Origin of the sequence: Kribbella sp. NPDC050820 (genome assembly GCF_040653975.1) — a bacterium.
Taxonomy (GTDB): Bacteria; Actinomycetota; Actinomycetes; order Propionibacteriales; family Kribbellaceae; genus Kribbella.
Genome location: NZ_JBFAHB010000100.1, coordinates 1 through 23,382, shown reverse-complemented (window position 1 = coordinate 23,382; position 23,382 = coordinate 1). Strand labels below are relative to the sequence as shown.

Sequence of the window (23,382 nt, the reverse complement as noted above, 5' to 3'; positions counted from 1 at the left end):
TGTTAACTCTAGAGACCCGGTAGGCACGCTTGTCAAGGGAGAATCTGTGGAACCGAGTCGGCGCGATCGCCAACGAGCCGCGACGCTGGCCGAGATCAAGGCCGCCGCGCGGCGGTTGCTGGTCAGCGGAGGTGTGGGCGCGGTCGGCCTGCGCGCCGTCGCCCGCGAGCTCGGCCTCACCCCGCCCGCGCTCTACCGGTACTTCCCGAGCCACGAGGCACTCCTCCAGGCCCTGATCGCCGACCTGTACGACGAGCTGACCGCAGCGCTGATGGAGTTGGCGCAGAACGAGGCCGACCCGGACCTGGGCGCCCAGCTCTACCTGCTCGCGAACGGTCTGCGCGACTGGGCGCTCGCGCACCCGGCCGAGTTCGGGCTGCTGTTCGGCACCGCGATCCCGGACCCGGACGCCGAGGGGCACGAGGACCTTCCCGGCCACCAGGCGGCGATGCGGTTCGCGGCGGTGTTCAAGGCGCTGGTCGCGCAGGTCTGGCACCAGAAGCCGTTCCCGCACCCGTCCGAGCAGGAGCTCGGCCCGGTGCTGGTGGCGCAGCTGTCCCGGAAGTCGGAGTACTTCGATGGGATGCCGGCCGGCGCGATCTATCTTTCGCTGAACTACTGGACCCGGCTGTACGGCCTGATCTGCATGGAGGTGTTCGGCCAGCTGCACTGGGCGCTGGAGGACGCCGGCGCCTACTTCGAGGCCCAGCTCTTCGAGATCGGCCAGGCCCTCGGGCTGGACTGCCCGGTGCCGGAGGCATGAGACTGCCCGGTGCCGGAGGCATAAGGAAGCCCGCGGACGCTTCCAGCAGCCGACCGGGTGGCCGAACTCCTGGGTCAGGCGGACTGGCCTGACTGCCCGCGGGCCCGGTGGCGGCGTTGGATTGGCCGACCACATGTCCCACTAACTAGTGGTTGGCGGTCAACCCGCCGCCACCTCACGAGTCCGATAGCAATTCATGCGTTGGACCACCTCCCTTCGCGTGTACCGAAAACCTACTGCCGGCCGGACCCCCGTTCAACCGGTTTTCGCCCAGGGATGAACGACAATCGGGCCATGATCAGATTCGGGCTGATTCCACTGGTCCTGCTGGTAGGAACCGGCTGGTTCGCGTGGGCGTCGTACCGCCGGGCCGCCCGGGCAGAGCAGGCGCTGGCCGAGCTGCACGCCGAGAACCGGGCGCTGCTGCACGAGGCCAGGGCGCTCGAACGGGCGGTGGCGGCTGCCGAGCAGGGCCTGCGTACGCTCAGCTCGCACCCGTCGGTGCCGCGGGACGTCGCGGTGACCGCCGACCTGACCCTCGCCGACGTCCGGCGACTGGTAGAACGCAAGGAGCTCGACGACTGATGGCAAAGCTGGGGAACGCCGCGGCCGCGGTGAAGGCCAAGGGCAGCGGCGGGGTCAAGGGCAAGGTGATCGGCGGCGTGGTGCTGGCCGTGATCTTCGTCATCGTGCTGTTCAACATCTTCAACTTCGCCGACACCGACGCGAACAAGATCGGCCTGCACTACGGCGGCGGCGTGGTCGAGGACAAGGCCTTCAAGTCGATCATCCCGCCGGGTTCGACGAACAAGCTGATCGGGCCGGGCGACACCGTCTACGCCTACCCGATCGACCAGCGCTCCTACATCATCGGCGGCGACGGCGCGGACACCGACAGCGCCGACGAGGTCACCGTGGTCAGCAAGGACAACGTCCGGCTCGGCGTCCGGGTGCAGGTCTACTTCACCCTGAACCGGAACGAGGCGACGCTGAAGTCCTTCCACGAGCGGATCGGCCTGAAGACCGACGCCTACGAGGAGGACGGCTGGAACGACATGCTGCAGAGCTACTTCCGGCCGCAGATCGACCGCGCGCTGTCGGCCGTCGCGACCAACTACAGCTGGGCCGAGCTCTACAACAACGAGGCGAAGAAGACGGCCTTCCAGAAGGCCGCCGCCGAGGAGTTCACCCGGCTGCTGCCGGCTGCCGTCGGCGGTGACTACTTCTGCGGGCCGTCGTACACCGGGAACAACCCGTGCGGCGAGCTGTCGTTCACGATCCAGAAGCCGACGCCGCTGGACAAGGGCATCATCGACGGCCTGGAGGCCAAGCAGCGGGCTGAGCTGGCGAAGGCGACGCAGGAGCAGAAGAACCAGCAGGTCAACGTCGAGCTGCAGTCGGTCAAGCAGCAGGTCGCGCTGCTGGGGTCGCAGGGCTACCTGCTGAAGACCGCGATCGAGTCGGGCTCGATCCAGTTCATGGTGATCCCCCAGAACGGCAACGTCAGCATCCCGGTGCCGACCACCGCCCAGACCACCCCGCCGAACCAGTCCGGTCAGGCCTCCCAGCCGAACCGCTGATCAAACGGTGTCCGCGTTGCCGTCCCATCTCGAGCTCGTGCAGGGCGTCGTCCTGCCGCGGCCGGTCGGCGCGGACCCGGTGCTCGACTTCGTCAACACTCGGTCCGACTGGACCACCGTCCGTGGCCCGGCCCGGACCGAGTGGCTGACGTCGTACGAGGCCTTCCTGGTCTGGAACTCGTACGTCGGCCTGTTGCCGCCGGCGACCGTCTCGCGCCTGATCGACCAAGCCCGCGGCAAGCCGGCCGAGGCGACCCGCCGGCTGCACACCGCCCTGGAGTTCCGGGCCGACCTGTACGACGTCCTGACCGGCCAGGCGACCGGTGGCGCCTTCGAAGCAGTGGCCCGGGTGGTCGAGAAAGCATCCAGCCGACGGCAGCTCGTGCGTACCGACGAGGGCGCGACGTGGGACCTACCGGAGGATCTGGCGCTGCCGCTCGACAACGTGGCGTTGCTCGCGGGCGAGCTGCTGACCGGCCATGCCCAGGCGCACGTCCGGAAGTGCCCAGGGGAGTCGTGCGGCTGGTTGTTCCTCGATCCGCGCGGTCGCCGGCGCTGGTGCTCGATGGCGACCTGCGGCAACCGTGCGAAGGTCCGGGCTCACGCGGCCCGGGTGCGTTAGTTGAAGAGCGCCGGGTCGACAGCGATCCACGTGTGCCGGGCGCGGGCGAGGATCCGGCCGTCGGCGTCGTACAAGGTGCTGGCCGTGAACGTCTTGCGGCCGTCTTCGCCCAGGTAGCGGCCGAGCGCCACGCAGGCCTCGCCGACCTGCGGGCGGGCGTCGATGCACACCGTCAGCTGGCCGAGCACCGACGGCCGGCCTTCCAGGTCGATCGCCCAGCCGCCCGGACAGTCCAGCGCGGCCCACAGGAACACCGCGTCCACCAGCCCGTCGCCGCCGGTCGCGAGGTCGGCGGCCGGCTTCCAGGTGCAGGCCGTACGTCCGTCGCCCAACGGCCCGGGCTTGAGCTGCAGACCACCCTCGTTGGCCGGACCGCACACGAAGCACGACGGGAACGGGTGGTTCTGCAGACCCCTGTACGACGCTTCGGCCGCAAGAGCCTCCTCCGCCGACACCGGCTCCACTACTGCGTCGCCCAAAAACCCGGAGTCGACCGGTACGGCGCCGGCCACCAGCGACTCGCCGTCGGTCAGCCGCGCACCGGACGGATCCGCGGCCAGCTCGAGCTCCCGCTCCAGGGGTGGCGGCATCCGCAAGGTCACCTGCGGCACGGTCCCCGCTTCGATCAGGCCGGCCAGCGCAGTCCCGAGCTGCCCGGCCACGTAACCGCCGTTGCCGGATCTCTCGGGGCCCTGAAACCGCTTGGCGATCCACATGCCGCCTCACCCTAGTCGCTCACCGTTGGTGCGCCACGTTGCCACAGAAAGTGACCAAACAAACCTTTGCGTCCCACTGGCCGGGACCGACCCGGCCGCCGGTGAAATACACAGGTGTGAGACCGATCCAGGCGGGAAATGAGGAGTGTCAGAGAAATCTGAGGAATTCTCGGAGATTACTGAGCTGAGTACTCCTGTTCAAACGACCGCTTGAACTATGCTGACTGCAGGCTACGGCGAGTGAGCAGGTGGGGTGCCTGAGCAAGCAGTGGCCGGGGGGAAGGAGAACTCTGTGGAGACACCGGTCGAAACGACCCGGGAGAGGTTGCTCAACGTCGCTGAGCAACGATTCGGCGAGGGGGGTTACGAAGGCACGTCGCTGCGCGCCATCACGGTCGCGGCAGCCGCCAACATCGCGGCGGTCAACTACCACTTCGGCTCGAAGGAGGCGCTGCTGCGCGCGGCGGTGGCGCGCGCGATGGCGCCGGTCAACACCGAACGCCGGCGCCGCCTCGATCAGCTCGAGGCCAAGGGCAGCCCGACGCCGGAGGAGCTGATCCGGGCGTTCATCGAGCCCGGGCTGGACCTGGTCCTGCGCCGGGGTGACCGGGGCGCCGTGGTGGCGCGGTTCATCGGCCGGATCGCGTTCGATCCGAGCCAGCGGATCCGCGACCTGTACGCGGCCGAGTCCGACCCGATCGAGGCTCGGTACCTGGCCGCACTGCAGTCGGCACTGCCGCACGCGACACCGGACTCCGTCGCGTTCGGGTACGTGAACATGCTCGGCCTGCTCGCCCTGCACCAGTCGCAGGCGCTGTCGCGGGCACCGGGCCTGCAGGACGCGGAGGACTCCGGCAAGCTGGCCGAGAACCTGATCGCGTTCCTGGTCGCGGCCTTCGACCGCGGCCTGCGCGCCTGATCCGGAGGCGGCCGATTACCCGCGGCGCCCTGCCCGCGGCTCTTCGGACGCAACCGGACCAGCATCACCGGTGGTCTGGACAGCGACGTCCAAGAATTGCTCACGGATGTTCGGACTGCCGGGTAACGCTGCATAATGGCGCTCCGTGGAGCCCTGTGAAGTCGTGGTTGCCGTCGATCTCGGTGGAACCCGGATGAAGTGCGGCCTGGTCGCCGCGGACGGTGCCGTGCTGCACCGCGAGACCAGGCCGACGCCCCGGGACGCTGGGGGCCGCGCCGTGCTCGACGCCTTGCTGGAAACAGTCGTCGAGCTCGGCCAGAAGGCGACCGCCGACGGCCACCGGGTGCGTGCGATCGGCGTCGTCGTTCCCGGTGTCATCGACGCCGCCAGCGGCACGGTCAGCGCCGAGAACCTGGCCTGGGTCGGGACGCCGGTGCTCGCCGAGCTGACGGCTGCGATCGGCGAGGGCGTGCCGGTCGTGCTCGCCCACGACGTGCGCGCCGGCGGGTACGCCGAGCTCCGGCACGGTGCCCTGGCCGGTACCACCAACTCGATGTTCCTCCCGCTCGGCACCGGGATCGCGGCCGCGATGGTGGTCGACGGCTCCCTGGTCAGCGGCGACGGGTACGCCGGTGAGCTCGGCCACACCCGGTTCGTGCATGGCGACGCCGCCGAGCAGTGCGCCTGCGGCCAGTGGGGCTGTCTCGAGACCGTCGCCTCCGCCGCCGCCCTGGCTCGCCGGTACGGCGCCCGCACCGGGCGGACCGTGGACGGAGCTCGCGAGGTCCTGGAGTTGCTCGCGGCCGGTGACCCGGATGCCGCGCAGGTCTGGGACGACGCGCTCACTGTCCTGATCGACGCCCTCGTCCTCTACACGACCCTGGTGGCGCCCACGCGGATCGCAATTGGTGGTGGACTGGTAGGAGCAGGCGAGACGCTGCTGCAACCACTCCGCGACGGCATCCACGCGCGGCTCACGTTCCAGCGCGAGCCGGAGATCGTCGCCGCCGTACTGGGCGAGGACGCCGGCTGCCTCGGCGCCGCGCTGATGGCCTGGGACCGCGTAGCTGCAGACGAGAACGAGGGGACGGTATGACGACGTACAGGGTGGGCCGGCTGGTGACGCCGGACGACGTCTTGGAGAACGCGTGGATCCAGGTGGTCGACGAGGACATCGTCGCCCTGGGCCGTCGTTCCGACGGGATGCCGGCCGACGGGAAGCGGCCGGAGGACCTGGGCGACGCCACCGTCGTCCCGGGTTTCGTCGACATCCACACCCACGGTGGCGGCGGGTCGACGTACTCGACCACAGACCCGGAGGAGGCCCGCAAGGTCGCGGCCTTCCACGCCAAGCACGGTACGACGACGACCATGGCCAGCCTGGTCACGTCGCCGCTCGACGATCTCGTCTCGCAGACCGCGTGTCTCGCCGATCTCGTTGCGGACGGCGTGATCGCGGGCGTGCACCTGGAGGGCCCCTTCCTGTCCGAGGCGCGCTGCGGTGCGCACGAGCCGTCGCTGCTGCGGCCTCCGCTTACGGACGACGTGGCGAAAGTGCTGAGCGACGTCGTCCGGATGGTGACGATCGCGCCGGAGCTCGAGAACGGGCTGGACGCGATCCGGCAGGTGGTCGACGCCGGCGCGGTCGCAGCGCTCGGGCACACCGACGCGACGTACGAGCAGATGATCGCCGGGGCCGACGCCGGCGCGACCGTGGCGACGCACCTGTTCAACGGGATGCGGCCGTTCCACCACCGCGACCCCGGTCCGGTCGGCGCCGCGATCAACGACGACCGGCTGCTGCTCGAGGTGATCAACGACGGGCTGCACCTGGACCCGCAGGTCGTCCGGGTCGCGCTGGCGGCCGCGGGCGTCAGCCGGATCGCGCTGATCACCGACGCGATGGAGGCCACCGGGATGCCGGAGGGCCGGTACAAGCTCGGCAACCTAGAGGTGGACGTGAAGGACGGGTTGGTGACGCTGGCCCACGGCACGCACTCGATCGCCGGCAGCACGCTGACCATGGACGTCGCCTACGCCAACGCGGTCAAGTCCGGGGTGTCCCTGGTGGACGCGTCCCGGATGGCCTCGACCACCCCGGCCCAGACCTTCGGCTGGTACGACGTCGGCGCGATCGAGACCGGCAAGCGGGCCGACCTGGTGCTGCTGGACGCGGAGTACGCCGTCCAGAAGGTGATGCGGGCCGGGTCGTGGCTGGACTGATCGGCCCATGATCGGCACCGTCACGCTCAACCTCGCGCTGGACGTCACCTACGAGGTCGACGAGCTCGTCGTCGGCGGCAGTCACCGCGTCGGCGGGATCCGGCAGCGGGCCGGCGGCAAGGGCGTGAACGTCGCCCGGGTGGCGTCCACGCTCGGGCACCAGGTGCTCGTGCTCGGGTTCGTCGGCGGTCTCACCGGTGAGCTGGTCGCCGAGGAGCTCTTCGACGCCGGGCTGACCGCCCTGCTCACGCCGATCGCCGGCGAGACCCGCCGTACCGTTGCCGTCGTCAACGGCACAGACGGGGACGCGACGATCTTCAACGAGGCCGGTCCGTCGGTGACCGCAGACGAGTGGCGCGCGTTCCTCGACCGGATGCCGTGGGGACGGCTCGGAGTGCTCGCGTGCTCGGGCAGCCTGCCGCCGGGCCTGCCGGCCGACGCATACGCCGAGATCGCGGTCCGGGCTCGGCACCACGACGTACTGACGGTGATCGACGCCGGTGGTGACGCGCTGACCGCCGCGGCCAAGGCTGGTGCGGTCGTGCGGTCCAACGCGGCCGAGCTGCGGGAGGCGCTGGGCGAGACGACGGTCGAGGACGGCGCGCGGGAGCTCGTGCAGCTCGGCGCGACCGCGGCTGTGATCACCGACGGCTCCCGCGGAATGGTTGCCGCCAGCCACAAGGGTGTGTGGCGCGCGCTCCCGGTCGAGAAGGTGTCCGGGAATCCCACCGGCGCAGGCGATGCATGTACGGCGGTCGTCGCCGCAGCCGTCGCGGAGACGCCGGAGCCGGACTGGTCCGTCGTACTGAAGTCTGCTGTCGCCGCCTCGGCTGCCGCTGTACTGACGCCGGTTGCCGGCGACATCGATCTCGCCGCGTACCGGCGGTGGCAACCTCAGGTTGCCGTGAACTAGGAGGAGAGCTCATGCCGTTGGTATCCGGGGCCGAGGTCGTGCTGGCCGCAGCCAAGGCCGGTCGGGGTGTCGGTGCGTTCAACGTGATCCAGTTGGAGCACGCGATCGCGCTGATCGCCGGCGCCGAGCAGGCCGGTGCGCCGGTCATCCTGCAGATCAGCGAGAACGCGGTGAAGTACCACGGCGCCCTGAAGCCGATCGGTGTCGCGACGCTCGCCGCCGCGGCCGCCGCATCGGTCCCGGTCGTCGTCCACCTCGACCACGCGATGGACCGCGACCTGGTCACCGAGGCCGTCTCCCTCGGCTTCACTTCCGTCATGTACGACGGGTCGAAGCTGGAGTACGCCGACAACGTCGCCGCGACGGGCGAAGTGACGAAGTTCTGCCACGACCACGGTGTCTTCGTCGAGGCCGAGATCGGTGAGGTCGGCGGCAAGGACGGCGTACACGCACCCGGTGCCCGGACCCGTCCCGACGAGGCCGTCGCCTTCGCCGAGGCCACCGGGGTCGACGCGCTCGCGGTCGCCGTCGGCTCGTCGCACGCGATGACCGAACGCACCGCCACCCTCGACTTCGAGCTGATCGGTGAGTTGCATGCGGCGGTCGCCGTACCTCTCGTCCTGCACGGCTCGTCCGGCGTGGCCGACCCCGACCTGACCCGTGCCGTCGAGGCCGGCATGACGAAGGTCAACATCGCCACCCACCTCAACAACGTCTTCACCGCATCGGTACGTCAGACCCTCGAGGCGAACCCGAAGCTGGTGGACACGCGAAAGTACCTCGGACCGGCCCGTGCTGCCGTGGCCGCCGAGGTGGCCCGCCTGCTGGGTGTCCTGAAGGCTGTCTACTAGAGGGTCGCGCTGCCGCGTACCCAGTGCGCGCGCAGCTCGTCACGCGCGACCTGGACCTGCTCGCGGGCTTTCGGGTCGGGGACTTCGAAGTCCTCGATCAACCGGGTGAGGGCAAGCTCCAGAGCGGCGACCATGGCGTCCTCCTCGGAAACGTCGGACTCGGCCACCTCGCGCAGGCCGGCCGCGAGCGCGGTCAGTCCGGTCCGCTCGTGGTCGGTGAGCCGGAGCGTGATCTCGGTTCTGCTGTCCACGTCCACTCCTCGTGCGCTTGGTACAGTCATGGTGCCGTGCAACGACTGTGTTGCACAATACTCGCGGGTGAGGAGCCGGCCGGATGACCGTGACGGTGGACGGGACACTGCGGACGGCGACCATCGCGGTGCTGGCCGAGCACGGCTGGGCCGGGGTCACACTGGAACGGGTGGCCGAGAAGGTCGGTCGCTCTCGGGTCACGCTGTGGCGGCAGGGGTTGACCGTCGAGGCGCTGCTGAACGCGTTGCTCGACGCGCTGGCCGAGGACTACCGGAACACGATGTGGCCGGTGCTGGCGGCCTCCGGCACCGGTCGCGAGGGCCTGGTCCGGACGCTGGAAGCCTTGTTCGACGTGATCGACCGGCACCTGCCGCTCATCATGTCCTCGGACCTGGTCTTCCATCAGGAGCAGGCGCGCAACGGCCCGGTGTCGTTCATCGACCCGTTCGAGCGGTTCCTCCGCGAGGGTGAGGCCGACGGCACGCTGCATCCGCACGGCCGGGTCAGCGACGTGGCCGAGGTGCTGATGGTGTCCGCGACCTTCACCTACGTGCACATGCGCGGCCGGCACCACTGGTCCCGCGCCCGGGTCCGCCGGCTCACCCTCGACCTGGTGCTGCGCGGCGTCGTCGCGTTCTGATGAAACATGGCTGTTGCAATTCCTGCAACGGCCATGTTTCACTCGTGGAAACCACCTTCTGGAGGGACCGCCATGACTCTTCCGTACGCCGAACCACTCGTCCGCCTGGAGCCGCAGCCACGGGTGATCCCCGAGCCGCCGCGGGTCGGCGAGCCCGGCGGCGACCCGTGTGGCCTGTGCGACTGGCTGGCGAACTACGAGCAGTCCGAGCACGAGCCGCCGCTCTGGGTCGATGACGACTGGGCGCTGTGCCGCGCCGCCGACGTCACCATCCCCGGTGTGGTCTGGCTGGCCAGCCGCGGACACCACGACTCGTTCGCCGACCTGCCCGGCCGGGTCGCCGCGAGCTACGGGCCGGTGGTCGCCCGGATCGAGCGCGCGATCCTCGCACTGGGCGACATCGCGCGGGTGCACGTCTATCGTTGGGGCGACGGTTCGGCCCACTTCCACGTGTGGTTCTTCCCGCGGCCGCTCGGCATGCTCGAGGCCCGGCGGGAGATGCTGCCGCTCTGGGCGGACCTGCTGCCCGAAGCGCCCAAGGAGGTCGTCGCCGATGCCGAGCGGAAGATCGCTGCGGCGATGGCGGCGGGCGACTGAGATGCCGCCCACCCAGCCGTCCACCCCGCCGCCGGCCCGGTCTCAGTCGCACTCCCAGCCCGCGTTGGCGCGGCGCCTTGGCGTGACCGACGCGGTCGTGATCGGCCTGGGGTCAATGGTCGGCGCCGGGGTGTTCGCGGTCTGGACGCCGGCTGCGGAGGCGGCTGGATCCGGGCTGCTGATCGGGCTGGTGATCGCCGCGATTGTTGCCTACTGCAACGCGGTCTCGTCGGCGCAGTTGGCGGCCGTGTACCCGGTGTCGGGTGGCACCTACGTCTACGGCCGGGAACGGCTGGGGGAGTGGTGGGGCTTCGCGGCGGGGTGGTGCTTCGTCATCGGCAAGACGGCGTCGTGCGCGGCGATGGCGTTGACGTTTGCGACGTACGTGGCGCCTCAGACCGAGTGGCTGCAACGACTGCTTGCGCTCGCGGCCGTCGTTGCGCTTGCTGCGGTGAACTATCGCGGCGTGACCAGGACCGCCCGGCTGACCAGGATCCTCGTCGGGTGCACCCTGGCAGTGCTCGCCCTCGTGCTCGTCCTTCTGTACACCGGTGACTCCCACCGTGACGTGCCCGCACTCACCGATACCTCCGTGTACGGCGTCCTGCAGGCCGCCGGACTGCTCTTCTTCGCGTTCGCCGGTTACGCGCGGATCGCGACGATGGGCGAGGAGGTCCGCGAACCCGCCCGGACCATCCCCCGCGCCATCACGATCGCGCTGGTCATTGCCATCGGCATCTATCTGCTCGTCGGCATCGGACTGCTGCGGGTGCTCGACCCCGCCGGCACCACCGCACCACTGGCCGAGGCGGTCGGCGCGGCCTGGGCCGAACCAGTAGTCCGGATCGGTGCCGCTCTCGCCAGTCTCGGTGCGTTGCTCGCCCTGATCGCGGGCATCGGCCGGACCGCGCTGGCGATGGCCCGCAACCGCGATCTGCCCGGCTGGCTGGCCGCCGTACATCCTCGGTTCCAGGTCCCGCACCACGCCGAGCTCGCGCTCGCCGTGGTCGTCGGGATCCTGGTGCTCACCACCGACCTGCGCGGCGTGATCGGCTTCTCGTCGTTCGGTGTGCTGCTGTACTACGCGATCGCGAACGCCTCCGCGTTCACCCAACCGGCCGATCAGCGTCGCTGGCCGCGCGCCCTCAACGTGATCGGCCTGGTCGGTTGCGTCGTGCTCGCGGTCACTCTGCCCTGGACCTCGGCTGTAGTGGCCGCCGCCCTGCTTGCGGTCGCCCTCCTGGTACGGCGGCTCAGGAAAGATCCCGCCGGATCCGCCAGAAGCTGAACCCGGTCAGCCCGAGCGCCAGCAGGACGAACAATCCGAACTCGCGCCACTGCAGTGCCCAGAAGGTGTCCTGCGTGAAGTACCGGACGTGCTGCCGGTAGCCCTCGTCGGCCATCCGCTGGAAGCACGCGTCCGCCTTCGGGTTCGTCGGGGCCGTCTCCGGGCGCATACCCGGCGGCGGACCCGGTTCGCAGTCGATGGTCCAGGAGGGCAGCGTGCTCAGCGCCTTACCGGACTTGTCGACAGTCTCGTCGGACAGCTTCCACGCGCCGATGACCCCGGTCGCGACCTCGATCTGCTTCACCTGTGGATCGGGCCCGGACCCGTCGAGCATGAAGCCACGGATGTTGTCCGTGGAGGCGACGATGTACCGGTCCGTCGGCTCCATCAGGTGCGGCCGGATGAAGGTCGGCGTGAGGATCTGGACCAGGATCACGGTGGCCAGCGTGACCGCGAGCGCGACGAGGGTGCGCCGTACGACGAGGCCGACCGCGACCCCGAGAGCGAACGCGAAGGCGGCGTACCCGACCGGGACCAGGCCGCGGGCGGAGAACACCGGCGGGAACATGCGCGGCAGGAACGTGTTCGAGTCCTGGCCGGCGTTGAGCGCGTCGTCGATCGGATCCGCCCACCAGGTCACCGCGAGGCTGAGGGCACCGGTGATCGCGATCGCGGACAGGCCGGCGAACCCGACCTTCGTCGCGAGCCAGCGCCGCCGGCCGATGCTCTGGCTCCACACCAGCCGGTGCGTCCCGGTCTCCAGTTCGCGGGCAATCAGCGGTGCGCCCCAGAACGCCCCGACGACTGGTGGCACGGCGTACAGCAGTGCCTGGCCGATGATGTAGAGGGTCGGGTTCAGCCGCTGCAGGCCGAGGTTCCTGATGAACTCGGTGGTCAGCCGCTCGTAGTCGTCCGCGAGGCCCGGCCCGGTGACCGCGAAGAAGACGATCGCGGCGGCGATCGCCGAGGCGACCACCAGGAGCTGGACACGGAACTGCCGCCAGGTCAGCCAGATCATCGCTGCACCTCCAGAACCGGACGCTCGGGCTGAGCCGGGACGTTGCGGGCCATGTAGGCCAGGACCAGGTCCTCGAGCGTGAGGTGGGTGACGTTCCAGGCCGGGTCGAGGATCGGCTGGTCGGTCCGGATCAGGAACGTGGACTGCCGGTCCGTGTGGCTCTCGGTCACCACGTGCTGGTCGCGCGGCAGATCCTTCGCGTTCTTCCGCGGCCCGGTGAGCCGCACGTGCGTGGCCAGCAAGGTGTCGATCTCGCCGCTCACCTGCACCCGCGAATCGACCAGCACGATCAGGTAGTCGCAGGCGCGTTCGAGGTCGGAGACGAGGTGCGACGACAGCAGGACACTCAACTCCTGCTCGGCGACCGCTTCCATCAAGTCCTGCAGGAACTCGCGCCGAGCCAGCGGATCGAGCGCCGCTACCGGCTCGTCGAGGATCAGCAACTCCGGCCGCTTCGCCAGGCCGAGCGTCAGCGCGAGCTGCGCCCGCTGCCCGCCCGACAGCTTGCCTGCTCGCTGCTTCAGGTCGAATCCGAGACCCTGAATCCGTTGCTGTGCAAGAGAATCGTCCCACGCCGGATTCAGCCGAGCGCCCAGCTTCAGGTGGTCGGCAACACTCAGCCGGCTGTACGTCGGCGTGTCCTGCGCGACGTACCCGACCTTCGCCTGCTGCGTCCCGGCCGGCGCCTCCAGCACCTCGACCGCCCCCGTCGTCGGAGTCAGCATGCCCACCGCCAGATTCAGCAACGTGCTCTTACCGGCACCGTTGGGCCCCACCAGCCCAACCACATGCCCCGAAGGCACTTCCAAGTCGCAGTCGGCCAACGCCCACCGCCGCCCATACCTCTTCCCCAGCCCGTGGGCCTGCAGCACCGCGGTCATGCTATGTCCTCCTCAGAGGCGGTCCGAAAGGTTGTCATGAACAACGCCTCGATGCTTTCGTCGTCGAGGCCGGCTTTGCGGGCCTTGGTGAGCCAGCGGCGGAGGTCCTGGCGGAGCGGGCCGTGGGCCGCGAGCGTGTTGTCGGTCAGCGTCCGGGTGACGAAGGTGCCGCGGCCGGGGCGGGCCTGCACCAGGCCTTCGTGCTCGAGCTCGCGGTACGCCTTGAGCACCGTGTTCGGGTTGATCGCCAGCGTCGCGACCACGTCCTTCACGGTCGGCAGCTGGTCCCCCTTCCGCAGCAGCCCGAGCCGCAGCGCGTTCCGGGTCTGCTGAACGATCTGCTGGTACGGCGAAACCCCCGACCGGCCGTCCAGATGGAACTCGATCATCTACAACCCCATTCATCTAGGTAACTAGCACTATAGGGGTGTGATGCAAGACCAAGTCAAGAGGTGGGGCGGATCAGCGGATGGCGTCGTACCGGCGGAGCGCCTCGCGGCGGGCCTCGGCGTGGTCGACGACCGGGTCCGGGTAGCCGTCGGCGCCACCGTGCTTCCACGGTTCGTGGGCGGCCTTGCCGTCGAGCTGCCGCAGCTCGGGCACCCAGCGGCGGACGTACGCGCCGTCCGGGTCGAACTTCGTGCCCTGCCCGACCGGATTGAAGATCCGGAAGTACGGCGCCGCGTCCGCGCCGCAGCCGGCCACCCACTGCCAGTTCAGCGAGTTCGACGCGAGGTCGCCGTCGCGCAGCGACTGCATGAACCAGCGGGCGCCGTACTTCCAGTGCACGTGCAGGTCCTTGACCAGGAAGGAGGCGACGACCATCCGCACGCGGTTGTGCATGAAGCCGGACTCGGCGAGCTGTCGCATTCCGGCGTCCACGAACGGGAACCCGGTCCGCCCCTCGCGCCAGGCGTCGAAGAGCTCGCCGGGCTCGTCGTACTCCATCCGCTCGAACTCCGGCCGCAACGGCTTCCACGCCGCGTGCGGGTTCCGCGCCAGCAGGTCGGCGCAGAACTCGCGCCAGGCGAGCTCGCGCCGGTACACCTCCGCGCCGGCGCTGCGTTTGCGGGCCAGGTCGGCGAGCATGGTGCGCGGGTGGATCTCGCCGTACTTCAGCGGGATCGACATCCGCGAGGTGCTGTCGAGATCGGGTCGGTCGCGCTCGTCGTCGTACTGCGCGACGTCGTCCAGGTAGTCGTGCCAGTGGTCCAGCGCAGCCTGCTCGCCCGCGCCGTCGACCGTTGACCTGGGCAATGACTCGCCGTCGAGACCGACCCAGCGCACCTTCGAGGGCGGGTCGACCGGCCGCCGCCACCCATGGTCCAGCCAGGCGCGGAAGTACGGCGTGAACACCTGGTAGGACCGATCCTGCTTGTTGAGCACCCGCCCAGGCGCGACCGCGTACGGCGACCCCGTCACGACCAGCGGACAGTCCAGAGCTTCCTCGACCGCGGCATCCCGGCGACGCCCGTACGGCGCATGGTCCGCGCTGATGTGGACACTCGCCGCGCCGACCTCCTTCGCGACCGCCGGGACCACATCGGCGGGGTCTCCACGCCGTACGACGAACTTGCCGCCGATCGACTCGGACAGGCTCCGCAGCGACGCGGTCAGATGCTCCCGCCGAGGCTCACCTGCGGGCTCCCACAGCGCTGGATCCAGCACGAACAAGCCGACGACGCGCCCGTCCCCGGCGGCGACCGCGTCCAGCAACGCCGGATTGTCCGCCAGCCGAAGATCACGCCGGAACCACATCACCGCAGGACTCATCACCGCATCCTGGTGCCCACAACGGCCTGTAAGCGAACTGAAACGTCGGCAACTGTCCGTGCGCCGGAGGGGCGGAGTTCACGCGGATTGGGTAAGGCTTGCCTGCATAGGCGAGAATGGTTTTCGTGAGCGAGCTGATCGATACCACCGAGATGTACCTGCGGACCATCTACGAGCTCGAGGAAGAGGGCATCCTCCCGCTGCGCGCGCGGATCGCCGAGCGGCTGCACCAGTCCGGCCCGACGGTCAGCCAGACGGTGGCGCGGATGGAGCGCGACGGGCTCGTCACGGTCGAGGGCGACCGGCATCTCGAGCTCACCGACGTCGGCCGCAAGCAGGCGACCCGGGTGATGCGCAAGCACCGGCTGGCCGAGCGGTTGCTGGTCGACGTGATCGGGCTCGAGTGGGAGGACGTGCACGCCGAGGCCTGCCGCTGGGAGCACGTGATGAGCGACGCGGTCGAGCTGCGGCTGCTGAAGATCCTCGACAACCCGACCGAGTCGCCGTACGGCAACCCGATCCCGGGCCTGGAGGAGCTGCTCAAGGACGGTCAGGCGAGTGGCATCGAGGAGTTCCGGATCGGCGTGGAGCCGCTGGACAAGGTGCTCGACCAGGCCACCGGGGAGAGCGTCCGGGTGCTGGTCCGCCGGATCGCCGAGCCGGTGCAGACCGACGACGGCGCGATGGCGGTGCTGCGCAAGGCCGGCGCGCTGCCGGGCCGCGAGGTCGACTCCACGCTGGACGCCGAGGGCGTGCTGGTCGGCAGCCGGGACGCCGGCGGTGTGATCAGTGACGAGACGGCCGGGCACATCTTCGTCAGCCGGGTCTGAGGTTCGTACTTCAAAGCTGTATTAAGACGATCGACGCTGAGCGCTCGATGCTGTACAGCGTGTGGTCGAGGAGTAGCATCCGTCCGCAATGTCTGAGAACGCGATCGACTGGCCGGCGTACCTGCGGGAGTTCCACTCCGCGACGCCGGGCAGCACCGAAGCCCTGCTGTCCCGCGCGGTGGCAGGCGACCACACGCCGTACCGCTGGCTGGTGCGCGCCGTCTCCGGTGAGGCGCGCCGGGTGCTCGACCTGGCGTGTGGCAACGGCCCGGTAGCCCGGGAGCTGTACGGACGCTGGGTCGTCGGCGTCGACAACAACCCGGTCCAGCTCGCCGGCGCGCCGGGCCCGAAGGTGCAGGCGGACGCGCTGCACCTGCCGTTCGCGAACGAGGTCTTCGACGTCGTCACGTGCTCGATGGGCCTGGCGGTCCTGCAGCCGCTGCCCGCGGTGCTGTCCGAGGCGGCCCGGGTGCTGCGGCGCGGCGGCGTCCTGGCCGCGATCGTGCCGGCCGTCCGGCCGCTGCGGCGCGGTGACATCCGCACGCTGAGCGGGCTGACCACGCGGCTGCGGTCGACCCCGCAGTTCCCGGCCGGTGGCGAGATCACCGAGCTGAAGGACAAGCTGCACCACGCCGGCTTCCACGTGATGGAGAGCCAGCGCGAGCGGTACGTCTACCTGATCCGCACCCGCGACGACGCCCAGCGCCTGGTGAACGCGCTCTACCTCCCCGGCACTCCGGACGCCCGCCGCGAGACCGCCGCCGGCTGGCTGGCCGACCGCGCCGAGTCCAAGGACGGCCTCGAGGTCGCGATCCCGATCCGCCGAATCACCGCCATGCGCACCAAGCTGGCCCTGACCGGCACCTGAACACCCACTCCAACAGCGCCCACGGTAGGTAACGTGTGCGTGTGAGTGCGCTGCGCTGGTTCGTGCGGGTGGTGGACCGGGCGCTCGACGGTGAGACGGTCTACCGCGAGCTGCTGGCCGGGGAAGCCGTCGCGTTCTGGTTGGACGGCAGCTTCACCGACCGGGCGGCTCGCCGGGTTTCGGTCCTTGGTACGACGCTCGGCGCCGACGCGGAGGTCGTCGTACGGGCGGTTGCCGACGGCGACGTGTTCGCCGAGTTGCAGGGGCGGATCGCGGACAGGGCTGCCCGGCTGGACGGCGTACCGGAGGAGCTGGCGGGGCTGTTCGACGGCGGGTACGTCGGGTACTTCGGCTACGAGCTCAAGGCGCTGACCGGGGGAGCGGTGGCGCACGAGTCGCCGACGCCGGACGCGCTGTGGATCTGGGCGAACCGGTTCGTCGTCATCGACCACGACCGGGAGCTCAGCTACCTGGTCAGCCTGGACTCGGCCGACGACGGCTGGCTGGATCGAGCGGCGCGGATCGTCTCGCACTGGTCGATGGCCGAGATCGAGCCGCCGGCGATCGCGCGGCTCGACCTCGAAGCGCACCTGGAGCAGGACCGGGCGACGTACCTGGCCGGGATCGGGAAGTGCATGGCCGCCCTCGAGGCCGGCGAGACCTACGAGGTCTGCCTGACGAACCGAGTCCGGCTGCCCGCCGTCCCCGAGCCGTTCGACTTCTTCCTCTGGCAGCGCGCCCACAACCCGGCGCCGTACGCCGCCTTCCTCCGGTACGGCGACCTCGCGGTGGCCAGCTCGTCGCCGGAGCGGTTCCTGACCGTGGACACGGACGGCTGGGCCGAGTGCCGGCCGATCAAGGGCACCGCACCGCGGGACCCGGACCCGATGCAGGACAAGCTGGCCGCGAAGGCGCTCGCCGAGGACGAGAAGACCCGGGCCGAGAACCTGATGATCGTCGATCTGATCCGCAACGACCTCGGCCGGGTGAGCGAGGCCGGGACCGTGCACGTGCCGCAGCTGATGCAGGTCGAGAGCTACCGGACCGTGCACCAACTCGTCACCACCGTGCGCGGCCGGCTGCGGTCCGGGGTGTCCGCGGTCGACGCCGTTCGGGCTTGCTTCCCGCCGGGGTCGATGACCGGGGCGCCGAAGATCCGGACGATGGAGATCCTCGACGAGCTCGAGGACAGCGCGCGCGGGGTGTACTCGGGAGTGCTCGGCTACCTGACCGTGGACGGGCGAGCGAATCTCAGCGTGGTGATCCGTACGGCGGTGCTGACGCCGTCGGAGACCGTGATCGGTGCGGGGGGTGCGATCGTGCTCGACTCGGACGCGATCGCGGAGTACGACGAAATGGTGCTGAAGGCAACGGCAGCCGTGGGCGGGAACGCCGCGGCCGAAGGGTGGGGGAAATGAGTGGTTTGCAGGTGGCGGACTCGTTCCTGGTGGCCAACGGGCGGGTCCGGGGGATCGACCTGCACCGGGAGCGGTTCGTCGGGTCGTGTGCTGCGGCCGGTGTCGACGCTTCGGGGTTCTGGGCCGAGCAGCTCGGCCGGCTGCCCGGGTTCGGGCGCTGGTTCCCGCGCTTCGAGCTGAAGGACTCCGGTGAGCTGGCCGTCCAGCTCCGGCCGGCTCCGCCGATCGGGGGACGTCTCCGGGTCGTCGTCCATGACGGTCCGGATCCGCGGACGGCGCCGCGGGTGAAGGGCCCGGACCTGGAGCTCCTCGGCAAACTTCGGGAGACCGTGGCCAACCGCGCCGACGAGATCCTGCTGCTCGACGAGGACGGCACCGTGCTGGAGGCGGCGTACTCCGCCATCGCCTGGTGGGACGACGACGTACTGTGCTTCCCGCCGTCCGACCGCCCGCTGCTCCCGTCGGTCACGGCCAAGCTGCTCCGCCGGATCGCCGAGGCCCAAGGCGTCGAGGTCGTGGAACGCCCGGCCACCCCTGCCGACCTTCAGTCCTGCGAGGTCTGGCTCCTCAACGCCCTGCACGGCATCCGCCCGATCCACGCCTGGTCCGACTCCGCGATCGACCCGCTCCCCAACTCCCAGTCCACCACCTGGCAGCAACGCCTGACCGACCTCGCTCAGCCCCTGTAGCACCCGCCGCTGCCGTACGGCGGCCAAATTGTGTTGAAAAAGTGATATCACAATGCTACCTTGAGGCTATCGAGAGGAGCATGTGATGGCGGACCTGGATGTTGCGGTGGAGATGCCGGCCCCGAAGGTGACCGAGCGGGTGGCGTGGGAGGTCAACGGGTGGCCGATGGCGGCGCTCGCGTTCGTGCTGGTGGTCGCCGGCGTGGTGCTGTTCGTCGTCGGGATCGGGGCCGGGCAGGGCGCCGTGGTCGCGATCTCGATCCTGGTCTTCCTGGCCGGGCTGATCGTGGCCGGTGGGCTGACGCCGGTGGCGCCGGGCCGCGCGCGGGTGCTGCAGATCCTCGGGCGGTACGCCGGGACGATCCGCACCGACGGACTCCGCTGGGTGAACCCGATCTCCACCCGCAAGGAAGTGTCCACCCGGATCCGCAACCACGAGACCGCCGTTGCCAAGGTCAACGATGCCGACGGCAACCCGATCGAGATCGCCGCGGTGGTGGTCTGGCAGGTCGAGGACACCGCGCAGGCGACGTTCGAGGTGGACGACTTCGTCGAGTTCGTCGCGATCCAGACCGAGACCGCGGTCCGGCACATCGCGAACAGCTACCCGTACGACGTGCACACCGAGGACGGCGCGCTGTCGCTGCGGGACAGCACCGACGAGATTACCGAGACGCTGTCGGCCGAGATCTCCGCCCGGGTGCAGGCCGCCGGGGTCCGGGTGATCGAGTCCCGGATCACCCACCTGGCCTACGCGCCGGAGATCGCCCAGGCGATGCTGCGCCGCCAGCAGGCCGGCGCCGTCGTGGCCGCTCGCCAGCGGATCGTCGAAGGTGCGGTCGGCATGGTCGAGCTCGCGCTGGCCCGGCTGTCCGAGCACGAGGTCGTGGAGCTGGACGAGGAGCGCAAGGCGACCATGGTCAGCAATCTGATGGTGGTCCTGTGTGGCGATCGGGATGCTCAACCGGTCGTGAACACCGGCACGCTCTACCAGTGAGCGTTCGACGTGGCCGTCGAACGCAAGAAGGTCCTGCTCCGGCTGGATCCCGTGGTGCACGACGCGCTGGCCCGCTGGGCAGCCGACGACCTGCGCAGCACCAACGCCCAGATCGAGTACCTGCTGCGCCGGGCGCTCGCCGACGCCGGCCGGCTCCCCTCCGGAGCCGGTAAGATGCGCCGGCCAGGCCGCCCGTCAAAGGAGGAAGACGATGAGTAAAGTCGCCTCAGGCAACCATCTGACCCTGGTGCGGGGCAGTCGCGGGACGCTGCCGCGACGGCCTCCGGTCCGTCGTCCTCAGGTCGCCGCGCTGGGCAGGGTGAAGGCCCCGGAGGCCTTGGCTGCAAGGCTTTTCCTGCTCGCCTACGACCCGACCACCGGCCGCCTGAATGGACGATACACAAGGCTGGGCCGGGTCCTGCGCGCGGCCGCGCTCGCCGACCTGCAGCTGCGTGGGAACCTTGCCGACGACAACGGCCGGGCTCGGCTGACCAAGGCGGCCGATCCGGCCGACCCGGTCCTGGCTGCGGTGCTGAACGACATCCGCCGGATCGGCCCGCGCAAGTGGCGGACCTGGATCGACCGGCGGCACGGCCGGATCGTCCGTGACGTCCGCGACGAGCTCGAACGCGCCCGGCTGATCAAGGTCGAGCGCTACCGCATCCTCGGTGTGTTCCCCGCCGACCGCATCACGTTGCGGCACCCGCTCGTACGGCGTCAGCTCCTGCGCAACGCGACGGACACGCTCCGGCCGTCCCGACTGGTCACCCGGGTCGATCTTCGCGACGCAGCAGTCGTCACCCTCGCCGCGACCGGCGACCTGCGCACCGTCCTGACCAAGGACCAGCGCAAACGGCACAAGGATCGGCTGGCGCAACTCGCCGTACGGGTCGGTCCGGTGGTGCCGGCTCTGAAGAAGGCCTTGCAGCAGTCGAGCAGCCAGGCCGGCGGATAGTTGACCGGTGAACCCGGCTGGGTGCTATGGTTCGTTACTCAAGTAATGAACCTAAGAACCTGCCGTCGGTGAGAGGAGGGCCGGGATGTTCGACGACCGGAGTCCGATCTACCTGCAGATCGCCGAGCAGATCAAGAACGACATCGTCACCGGCGCCCTCGCCGAGGACGAGCAGGTGATGTCGACGAACCAGTACGCCGCGTTCTACCGGATCAACCCGGCCACCGCGGCGAAAGGGTTCGCCCAGCTGGTCGACGAGGGCGTGCTCTACAAGAAGCGCGGGATCGGGATGTTCGTCAGCCCGAACGCGCGCGAGCTGCTCCGCACCGGCCGGCGTGACTCGTTCTTCGCCGACGTGGTCGACCCGATGATCCGGGAGGCCAAGGCGATCGGCGTACCGCTCAAGGACGTCGTCCAGCACATCCGAACCTACGGGGACGCGTGATGACCAACCGCACCTTGGAAACCACCGAGCTCGTGCGTACGACGGACCCCGAGCCACCGCTCGCGGCCCGGACGGAGAACCTCTCGGTCCGGTTCGCCGGTGAGCCCGCGCTGGACCGGCTCGACCTGCGACTGGCGCCGGGCAAGATCCACGGCCTGCTCGGCCGCAACGGCTCCGGCAAGAGCACCCTGGCCGCGACGCTGGCCGGCTTCCGGCAGCCGGACGAGGGCCGCGTCCTGATCGAGGGCGGCCACCTCGATACGGCGGCCGAGCCCTACGAGAACGCGGTTGTCACCAGCCGGATCTGCCTGATCCGCGAGTCGGGCGACCTGGTCGCGTCGGCGCCCGTCAAACACGTGCTCGGTCTCGCCGCCAGCCTGCGACCGTACTGGGACAGCGAGCTCGCCGGTGACCTGCTGGACCGCTTCGAGGTGCCGACCGGCAAGAAGGTGCACAAGCTGTCCCGCGGTAAGAAGTCCGCGCTCGGCGTCGTGCTCGGGCTGGCCAGCCGCGCGCCGCTGACGATCTTCGACGAGACCTACCTCGGCATGGACGTGCCGTCCCGCAACCTGTTCTACGACGCGCTGCTCGCCGACTACACCGAGGTCCCGCGCACGATCGTGCTGTCGACCCACCTGGTCAGCGAGGTCAGCACGATGCTCGAGGAGGTCGTCATCCTGGACAGCGGCCGCCTGGTCACCCAGTCGCCGGTGGACTCGCTGCGCGGTCGTGGGGCCTCGATCGTCGGGCCGGCGGCTGCGGTCGACAGGTTCACCGCCGGGCTCACCGTGCTCGCGGAGGATCGGCTCGGCGGCACCAAGTCGACCACCGTGCTGGGCGACCTCGACCCCGACCTGGTCGCCCAGGCGAGTGCCGCCGGGCTCGAGATCGGGCCGGTGGGACTGCAGGACCTCTTCGTGCACCTGACGTCGAACGGCAAGGGGGCCCGCGCGTGACCACGCTCGACGAGGCGGCACCGGCGTACGCGCTGCCGCGCGGAACCACCGCGACGCACCGGCTGCGGCAAGTGCTGCTGGCGATGGTGGTCGGCACCCGGCCGGCAGTGCTCGGGTACTGGGTCGTGATGCTGGTGTCGTTCACCGCGATCGGCGTCGGCTTCCTGATCGCCACCGGCGGGCTCGACCAAAGCATGTGGGACTTCGGCACCCAGTCGCCGAAGTACTTCTCGATGGCGATGGGCATCACGCTGACGCCGGGCTTCTTCACGTTGCTGATCGCGCAAGGTGTCACCCGGCGGATGTTCTCCGTTGCCGCGGGCATCTATCTCACCGGCGCCGCGCTCGCGACCGCGGCGTTGTGGGTGCTCGTGTACCAGGTCGAGCACGCCGTCTACAGCTCGCAGGGGTGGTCGCAGGCCCTGCAGAACCCGCACCTGTTCACCGACACCTCGCAGCGCGGGCTGATCTTCACCGAGTTCTTCCTGCTGATCCTGTCGCACGAGGCTGCCGGTTGGCTGCTCGGCATCACGTTCTACCGGTTCGGCTTCTGGCGCGGTGTGCTGATGCTGCCGCTCGCGGTGCTCCCGGCAGCGGCCGCCGAGTTCCTGTTGATCGCTCAGTGGCTCGCCGACGTGCTGAGCCGACTTGACTACCACCGTCCACCACTGGCCGTCGCCGCGCCGTCCATCCTGGTGGTCAGCGCCCTCGGGTGCTACGCGGGCTACCTGCTGCTGCGCCCGATGGGTCTCAAACCGTCGAAGAGTTGAGCCCAGTTATGCACAGGGGGTGTGTATAAGTCGGGGGATACCTGTGGATGGTTCCGGTATCACTGTGGACGACACGCAGTCGGTGGCGAATTGACGAAATCTCTCGGCAGGAAAGGGTTGTGCGGCCCCCGGCGACAGCGGTAAAAATATCGACACGCCGCTTCTGATCTGAGCGGCGGGTCGAACGGAAACCGAGGACCCTGGCGGTGGGGATCCCCACCGAGGTAGACCGGTGACGGGGTCTGCCGGCCCCACGGATTCGTTCGGGAGGCTGGAGACGTCACCTTCCTTCAGCTATTGCGGGGCCCCTCCGACTCATACTCGGAGGCCAGCTGAACCCCGGGGCGAACACGTACCACGAACCGAAGGCGATCGAGCTTCGCGGTCCGCTGGATCCGGTGGCGCTGCAAGGCGCCCT

Annotated in this window: 28 protein-coding genes; 22 read left to right on the top strand and 6 right to left on the bottom strand. The window is 69.8% G+C overall.

The genetic code is table 11. From position 1 onward, the window contains the following. Positions 1 to 46 precede the first annotated feature (46 nt). The 4 genes from AB0H36_RS43800 (at position 47) to AB0H36_RS43785 (ending at position 2,965) form a co-directional block, all read left to right on the top strand. A complete protein-coding gene (locus tag AB0H36_RS43800) occupies positions 47 to 763 on the top strand; it encodes a TetR/AcrR family transcriptional regulator (protein WP_360537329.1) in 717 nt (238 codons plus the stop codon). 294 nt (positions 764 to 1,057) lie between these two features. Continuing rightward, on the top strand, positions 1,058 to 1,348 hold the full coding sequence (locus AB0H36_RS43795) for a hypothetical protein (RefSeq protein WP_360537327.1): 291 nt from the start codon (positions 1,058 to 1,060) through the stop codon (positions 1,346 to 1,348). Further along, positions 1,348 to 2,343, top strand: a complete 996-nt coding sequence (locus AB0H36_RS43790; protein ID WP_360537325.1) for an SPFH domain-containing protein — start codon at positions 1,348 to 1,350, stop codon at positions 2,341 to 2,343. The genes AB0H36_RS43795 and AB0H36_RS43790 overlap by 1 nt, the downstream gene beginning before the upstream one ends. Before the next feature lie 7 nt (positions 2,344 to 2,350). Continuing rightward, complete coding sequence (locus AB0H36_RS43785; protein ID WP_360537323.1) at positions 2,351 to 2,965, top strand: CGNR zinc finger domain-containing protein; 615 nt, start codon at positions 2,351 to 2,353, stop codon at positions 2,963 to 2,965. On the opposite strand, the gene AB0H36_RS43780 is transcribed toward AB0H36_RS43785, so the two are convergent. Continuing rightward, positions 2,962 to 3,681 (bottom strand): hypothetical protein, encoded by a 720-nt coding sequence (locus AB0H36_RS43780; RefSeq protein WP_360537321.1) that lies wholly within the window; start codon positions 3,679 to 3,681, stop codon positions 2,962 to 2,964. The genes AB0H36_RS43785 and AB0H36_RS43780 overlap by 4 nt on opposite strands. 292 nt (positions 3,682 to 3,973) lie before the next feature. On the opposite strand from AB0H36_RS43780, the gene AB0H36_RS43775 reads away from it, so the two are divergent. The 5 genes from AB0H36_RS43775 to AB0H36_RS43755 all read left to right on the top strand — a co-directional run bounded on the left by AB0H36_RS43775 (position 3,974) and on the right by AB0H36_RS43755 (position 8,587). Beyond that, positions 3,974 to 4,600 carry a TetR family transcriptional regulator gene (locus AB0H36_RS43775; RefSeq protein ID WP_360537319.1) on the top strand — a complete coding sequence of 209 codons (627 nt, stop codon included), beginning with the start codon at positions 3,974 to 3,976 and terminating at the stop codon, positions 4,598 to 4,600. 145 nt (positions 4,601 to 4,745) lie between these two features. Continuing rightward, positions 4,746 to 5,696 carry an ROK family protein gene (locus AB0H36_RS43770; protein ID WP_360537317.1) on the top strand — a complete coding sequence of 317 codons (951 nt, stop codon included), beginning with the start codon at positions 4,746 to 4,748 and terminating at the stop codon, positions 5,694 to 5,696. Further along, positions 5,693 to 6,823 carry an N-acetylglucosamine-6-phosphate deacetylase gene (gene nagA, locus AB0H36_RS43765; protein WP_360537315.1) on the top strand — a complete coding sequence of 377 codons (1,131 nt, stop codon included), beginning with the start codon at positions 5,693 to 5,695 and terminating at the stop codon, positions 6,821 to 6,823. The genes AB0H36_RS43770 and nagA overlap by 4 nt, the downstream gene beginning before the upstream one ends. Before the next feature lie 7 nt (positions 6,824 to 6,830). Continuing rightward, complete coding sequence (locus tag AB0H36_RS43760) at positions 6,831 to 7,736, top strand: hexose kinase (RefSeq protein ID WP_360537314.1); 906 nt, start codon at positions 6,831 to 6,833, stop codon at positions 7,734 to 7,736. A gap of 11 nt (positions 7,737 to 7,747) precedes the next feature. Continuing rightward, complete coding sequence (locus tag AB0H36_RS43755) at positions 7,748 to 8,587, top strand: class II fructose-bisphosphate aldolase (RefSeq protein WP_360537312.1); 840 nt, start codon at positions 7,748 to 7,750, stop codon at positions 8,585 to 8,587. Here AB0H36_RS43755 and AB0H36_RS43750 read toward each other — a convergent pair. Then, positions 8,584 to 8,838 carry a hypothetical protein gene (locus tag AB0H36_RS43750; protein WP_360537310.1) on the bottom strand — a complete coding sequence of 85 codons (255 nt, stop codon included), beginning with the start codon at positions 8,836 to 8,838 and terminating at the stop codon, positions 8,584 to 8,586. The two genes, AB0H36_RS43755 and AB0H36_RS43750, sit on opposite strands and share 4 nt — an antisense overlap. An 83-nt stretch (positions 8,839 to 8,921) precedes the next feature. Between AB0H36_RS43750 and AB0H36_RS43745 the strand changes: the two genes are divergently transcribed. From AB0H36_RS43745 to AB0H36_RS43735, 3 genes are all read left to right on the top strand, one after another. Further along, positions 8,922 to 9,479, top strand: a complete 558-nt coding sequence (locus tag AB0H36_RS43745; protein WP_360537308.1) for a hypothetical protein — start codon at positions 8,922 to 8,924, stop codon at positions 9,477 to 9,479. A 72-nt stretch (positions 9,480 to 9,551) separates the two neighbouring features. Continuing rightward, positions 9,552 to 10,076 (top strand): hypothetical protein, encoded by a 525-nt coding sequence (locus AB0H36_RS43740; protein WP_360537306.1) that lies wholly within the window; start codon positions 9,552 to 9,554, stop codon positions 10,074 to 10,076. Next, entirely contained in the window at positions 10,033 to 11,364 is a 1,332-nt protein-coding gene (locus tag AB0H36_RS43735) for an APC family permease (RefSeq protein ID WP_360537304.1), read from the top strand. The genes AB0H36_RS43740 and AB0H36_RS43735 overlap by 44 nt, the downstream gene beginning before the upstream one ends. Here AB0H36_RS43735 and AB0H36_RS43730 read toward each other — a convergent pair. The 4 genes from AB0H36_RS43730 to AB0H36_RS43715 form a co-directional block, all read right to left on the bottom strand. Next, positions 11,330 to 12,382, bottom strand: a complete 1,053-nt coding sequence (locus AB0H36_RS43730) for an ABC transporter permease (protein ID WP_360537302.1) — start codon at positions 12,380 to 12,382, stop codon at positions 11,330 to 11,332. The two genes, AB0H36_RS43735 and AB0H36_RS43730, sit on opposite strands and share 35 nt — an antisense overlap. Beyond that, entirely contained in the window at positions 12,379 to 13,263 is an 885-nt protein-coding gene (locus AB0H36_RS43725; protein WP_360537300.1) for an ABC transporter ATP-binding protein, read from the bottom strand. Before AB0H36_RS43725 ends, AB0H36_RS43730 begins: the two co-directional genes overlap by 4 nt. Beyond that, positions 13,260 to 13,652: a GntR family transcriptional regulator gene (locus AB0H36_RS43720; RefSeq protein WP_360537298.1), complete on the bottom strand. Its 393-nt coding sequence runs from the start codon at positions 13,650 to 13,652 to the stop codon at positions 13,260 to 13,262. The genes AB0H36_RS43725 and AB0H36_RS43720 overlap by 4 nt, the downstream gene beginning before the upstream one ends. Before the next feature lie 73 nt (positions 13,653 to 13,725). Beyond that, positions 13,726 to 15,036 (bottom strand): deoxyribodipyrimidine photo-lyase, encoded by a 1,311-nt coding sequence (locus tag AB0H36_RS43715; RefSeq protein WP_360537296.1) that lies wholly within the window; start codon positions 15,034 to 15,036, stop codon positions 13,726 to 13,728. Between the two features lie 125 nt (positions 15,037 to 15,161). Between AB0H36_RS43715 and AB0H36_RS43710 the strand changes: the two genes are divergently transcribed. The 10 genes from AB0H36_RS43710 (at position 15,162) to AB0H36_RS43665 (ending at position 22,964) form a co-directional block, all read left to right on the top strand. Then, positions 15,162 to 15,866 carry a metal-dependent transcriptional regulator gene (locus AB0H36_RS43710; protein ID WP_360537294.1) on the top strand — a complete coding sequence of 235 codons (705 nt, stop codon included), beginning with the start codon at positions 15,162 to 15,164 and terminating at the stop codon, positions 15,864 to 15,866. An 88-nt stretch (positions 15,867 to 15,954) separates the two neighbouring features. After that, positions 15,955 to 16,734, top strand: a complete 780-nt coding sequence (locus tag AB0H36_RS43705; RefSeq protein ID WP_360537292.1) for a class I SAM-dependent methyltransferase — start codon at positions 15,955 to 15,957, stop codon at positions 16,732 to 16,734. Between the two features lie 41 nt (positions 16,735 to 16,775). Then, positions 16,776 to 18,152, top strand: a complete 1,377-nt coding sequence (gene pabB / locus AB0H36_RS43700) for an aminodeoxychorismate synthase component I (RefSeq protein ID WP_360537290.1) — start codon at positions 16,776 to 16,778, stop codon at positions 18,150 to 18,152. Next, on the top strand, positions 18,149 to 18,841 hold the full coding sequence (locus AB0H36_RS43695; protein WP_360537288.1) for an aminotransferase class IV: 693 nt from the start codon (positions 18,149 to 18,151) through the stop codon (positions 18,839 to 18,841). Before pabB ends, AB0H36_RS43695 begins: the two co-directional genes overlap by 4 nt. A gap of 85 nt (positions 18,842 to 18,926) precedes the next feature. Further along, positions 18,927 to 19,838: an SPFH domain-containing protein gene (locus AB0H36_RS43690; RefSeq protein WP_360537286.1), complete on the top strand. Its 912-nt coding sequence runs from the start codon at positions 18,927 to 18,929 to the stop codon at positions 19,836 to 19,838. Positions 19,839 to 19,847: 9 nt separating this feature from the next. Next, positions 19,848 to 20,057, top strand: coding sequence for a hypothetical protein (locus tag AB0H36_RS43685; RefSeq protein ID WP_360537284.1), 210 nt, complete (start codon positions 19,848 to 19,850; stop codon positions 20,055 to 20,057). Beyond that, positions 20,050 to 20,793, top strand: coding sequence for a GPP34 family phosphoprotein (locus tag AB0H36_RS43680; protein WP_360537282.1), 744 nt, complete (start codon positions 20,050 to 20,052; stop codon positions 20,791 to 20,793). The genes AB0H36_RS43685 and AB0H36_RS43680 overlap by 8 nt, the downstream gene beginning before the upstream one ends. Positions 20,794 to 20,878: 85 nt before the next feature. Next, positions 20,879 to 21,238 carry a GntR family transcriptional regulator gene (locus AB0H36_RS43675; RefSeq protein WP_360537280.1) on the top strand — a complete coding sequence of 120 codons (360 nt, stop codon included), beginning with the start codon at positions 20,879 to 20,881 and terminating at the stop codon, positions 21,236 to 21,238. Then, a complete protein-coding gene (locus AB0H36_RS43670) occupies positions 21,238 to 22,194 on the top strand; it encodes an ABC transporter ATP-binding protein (RefSeq protein ID WP_360537278.1) in 957 nt (318 codons plus the stop codon). Before AB0H36_RS43675 ends, AB0H36_RS43670 begins: the two co-directional genes overlap by 1 nt. Continuing rightward, the gene (locus AB0H36_RS43665) at positions 22,191 to 22,964 is read left to right on the top strand and encodes a hypothetical protein (protein WP_360537276.1); all 774 of its coding nucleotides are present in this window, start codon (positions 22,191 to 22,193) and stop codon (positions 22,962 to 22,964) included. The genes AB0H36_RS43670 and AB0H36_RS43665 overlap by 4 nt, the downstream gene beginning before the upstream one ends. The last annotated feature ends 418 nt before the right edge of the window (positions 22,965 to 23,382 follow it).

What these genes read in the sequence shown, in the direction of transcription:
- AB0H36_RS43795 (WP_360537327.1), top strand. Translation starts at nt 1,058, where the DNA reads ATGATCAGATTCGGGCTGATTCCACTGGTCCTGCTGGTAGGAACCGGC.
- AB0H36_RS43790 (WP_360537325.1), top strand. Translation starts at nt 1,348, where the DNA reads ATGGCAAAGCTGGGGAACGCCGCGGCCGCGGTGAAGGCCAAGGGCAGC.
- AB0H36_RS43780 (WP_360537321.1), bottom strand. Translation starts at nt 3,681, where the DNA reads ATGTGGATCGCCAAGCGGTTTCAGGGCCCCGAGAGATCCGGCAACGGC.
- nagA (WP_360537315.1), top strand. Translation starts at nt 5,693, where the DNA reads ATGACGACGTACAGGGTGGGCCGGCTGGTGACGCCGGACGACGTCTTG.
- AB0H36_RS43760 (WP_360537314.1), top strand. Translation starts at nt 6,831, where the DNA reads ATGATCGGCACCGTCACGCTCAACCTCGCGCTGGACGTCACCTACGAG.
- AB0H36_RS43755 (WP_360537312.1), top strand. Translation starts at nt 7,748, where the DNA reads ATGCCGTTGGTATCCGGGGCCGAGGTCGTGCTGGCCGCAGCCAAGGCC.
- AB0H36_RS43745 (WP_360537308.1), top strand. Translation starts at nt 8,922, where the DNA reads ATGACCGTGACGGTGGACGGGACACTGCGGACGGCGACCATCGCGGTG.
- AB0H36_RS43740 (WP_360537306.1), top strand. Translation starts at nt 9,552, where the DNA reads ATGACTCTTCCGTACGCCGAACCACTCGTCCGCCTGGAGCCGCAGCCA.
- AB0H36_RS43735 (WP_360537304.1), top strand. Translation starts at nt 10,033, where the DNA reads ATGCCGAGCGGAAGATCGCTGCGGCGATGGCGGCGGGCGACTGAGATG.
- AB0H36_RS43730 (WP_360537302.1), bottom strand. Translation starts at nt 12,382, where the DNA reads ATGATCTGGCTGACCTGGCGGCAGTTCCGTGTCCAGCTCCTGGTGGTC.
- AB0H36_RS43725 (WP_360537300.1), bottom strand. Translation starts at nt 13,263, where the DNA reads ATGACCGCGGTGCTGCAGGCCCACGGGCTGGGGAAGAGGTATGGGCGG.
- AB0H36_RS43720 (WP_360537298.1), bottom strand. Translation starts at nt 13,652, where the DNA reads ATGATCGAGTTCCATCTGGACGGCCGGTCGGGGGTTTCGCCGTACCAG.
- AB0H36_RS43715 (WP_360537296.1), bottom strand. Translation starts at nt 15,036, where the DNA reads ATGAGTCCTGCGGTGATGTGGTTCCGGCGTGATCTTCGGCTGGCGGAC.
- AB0H36_RS43705 (WP_360537292.1), top strand. Translation starts at nt 15,955, where the DNA reads ATGTCTGAGAACGCGATCGACTGGCCGGCGTACCTGCGGGAGTTCCAC.
- AB0H36_RS43695 (WP_360537288.1), top strand. Translation starts at nt 18,149, where the DNA reads ATGAGTGGTTTGCAGGTGGCGGACTCGTTCCTGGTGGCCAACGGGCGG.
- AB0H36_RS43690 (WP_360537286.1), top strand. Translation starts at nt 18,927, where the DNA reads ATGGCGGACCTGGATGTTGCGGTGGAGATGCCGGCCCCGAAGGTGACC.
- AB0H36_RS43680 (WP_360537282.1), top strand. Translation starts at nt 20,050, where the DNA reads ATGAGTAAAGTCGCCTCAGGCAACCATCTGACCCTGGTGCGGGGCAGT.
- AB0H36_RS43675 (WP_360537280.1), top strand. Translation starts at nt 20,879, where the DNA reads ATGTTCGACGACCGGAGTCCGATCTACCTGCAGATCGCCGAGCAGATC.
- AB0H36_RS43670 (WP_360537278.1), top strand. Translation starts at nt 21,238, where the DNA reads ATGACCAACCGCACCTTGGAAACCACCGAGCTCGTGCGTACGACGGAC.